This window comes from Microcystis sp. M53603_WE2, assembly GCF_030065435.1.
On sequence record NZ_JASJFF010000887.1, the window covers coordinates 1 to 1,837 of the forward strand.

2 protein-coding genes are annotated in these 1,837 nt (G+C 37.9%); one reads left to right on the forward strand and one right to left on the reverse strand.

The window, feature by feature from the left end; all coding sequences use genetic code 11:
- Positions 1 to 114: 114 nt before the first annotated feature.
- The gene (locus tag PX481_RS18855) at positions 115 to 921 is read right to left on the reverse strand and encodes a two-partner secretion domain-containing protein (protein WP_288095427.1); all 807 of its coding nucleotides are present in this window, start codon (positions 919 to 921) and stop codon (positions 115 to 117) included.
- Between the two features lie 218 nt (positions 922 to 1,139).
- Between PX481_RS18855 and PX481_RS29820 the strand changes: the two genes are divergently transcribed.
- Positions 1,140 to 1,760 carry a tetratricopeptide repeat protein gene (locus PX481_RS29820; protein WP_373276131.1) on the forward strand — a complete coding sequence of 207 codons (621 nt, stop codon included), beginning with the start codon at positions 1,140 to 1,142 and terminating at the stop codon, positions 1,758 to 1,760.
- The last annotated feature ends 77 nt before the right edge of the window (positions 1,761 to 1,837 follow it).

A 1,837-nucleotide genomic window follows, 5' to 3' on the forward strand; every position in this document is an offset into this window, starting at 1 on the left:
CACCACCTTTTAGACTTTATGCTCGATGAGGCCATCCCTGTTACTCGCGTTAATTCTTCTTGATTTTGGATGGGGAGCTACAGGGCAAAAGCGTTTTGTATTCTGTATTCCTTGCTACATTCTGAATTTGGAATTGCTGATGGTTTGGTTAGGAAAAACCTGTAAACCGACAGGGCGAGTTAAAATATTCTCAATTAGGGTTTTTGTCCCTTCTAAAACTTCATTCGGACCTCCTGCCACTTTAGGGATACTTTGAAGAACACCTGTAAGGGATTGTTCGGGGCCTTGTAGGGTAATCGGTTTAGGAGAAGATGAGGTGAAACCTAAACCAATAGGGGTACTAATAGTTAAAATAGGGGAAGATTGGGTTAAATTTGCCCTAAAAACCGTCCCATCTGCAAATTTTATCTGATTAGCGGTTGTGGCGATAAATGACCCCCCTAAGTTTAACCTCGCATCGGGTCCAAATAAAATCCCATTCGGGTTGAGAAAAAATAAGCTTGCTGTTCCTAAGTCTTGGGGTTGAATTAAACTTGATAAGTTAGTATTCGGTAAAGGGGACAAACTCCGTAGATTAATCAGTAAATTATTAATCGTTTCTGCTTTAATAAGCGATAAATTGCCTAAGATATCCGAAGGATTATTCCCTGTTACCCGAATTAAAATATTATTCACGCCCTTGGCATTGGTTAAAATAATCGTCTGCCCTTCACGAATGTTAAAATCCTGAAAACTTTGAAACAGATTTTCACCTCTTCTTGCACCACCTTGAATTAGTTGTAGCAGTTGATTAAAAGTGATAACGAAAGCACCTTCGATTCCTAAGCTAGTATCTGGAATAATTTGAGCAATAGCTGGACTTTTAACTGAAAATAGACTCAAGGAGACTAATAAGCTGACAAGGTTACGAAATTTTAACATTTTTATCCTGAACATTGTTACATCACTCCTCAACTTTTTATAGTAAGATTACAGCATTGATTCAATGATCGACTTAGTAAACCGTGTTTCATCGCTTTTTCTCCTATTCGCGTCTTTTGATCTGGCTATTTGTCGCCAGCTTAGTCTTTTTTTCGGGATTAGGCAAAATAACACCCTCTCACTTTATCTTATTTCATGCTCCTTTGATGGCTCAATCGATGAGTCCTCGTCAATGGGTACAAGAGGGAATTGACGCTTATCAAGCAGGAAATTATCAAGAAGCAGTAAAAATCTGGAAAAAAGCTTTATCTGCTTCCTCAGAACCCCAAGAAAAGCAAATTATCCTTGAAAACTTAGCAACAGCTTATCAAAAATTAAATCAAAATGAGCAAGTCTTTGAAACCTTAGAAAAGTTAGAAAAATATGCCATTAAAACAGGAAATAAAGGGAAACTAAGTCAAATATTAACACAAAAAGCGCAAATTTATCTTAATATTGGTCAACCACAAACAGCGATCGCTCTTTTATGTGCTTCAACCGATGAAAAAACCTGTCAACCTAATACCGCCTTAGCTATCAGTCGTCAGATAGAGGATACAAGCATAGAACGTTCAGCATTAGGAATTTTAGCAGAAGCTTACCGTTTTAGCGGAAAATATGACCAAAGTATTCAAACCCTAGAAACCGCTCTATCTTTACCCTCTACAGAAGCTCAAACATCCTTAAAACGGCTCTTCGGTTTGTGTTATGCAATGGACGGGGGTTATAAGGGATGGAACCCTTATATAGAAAGGCATTTAGCGATTTTTGTCAATTATTTCTTATCTAGAGCGAACTAATCAATTAAGTCTCTTGCCAGATAAGGATTTAGTCGATTTATGCCCCCCTATCGAACCATACCAAGTAACGAAGAACC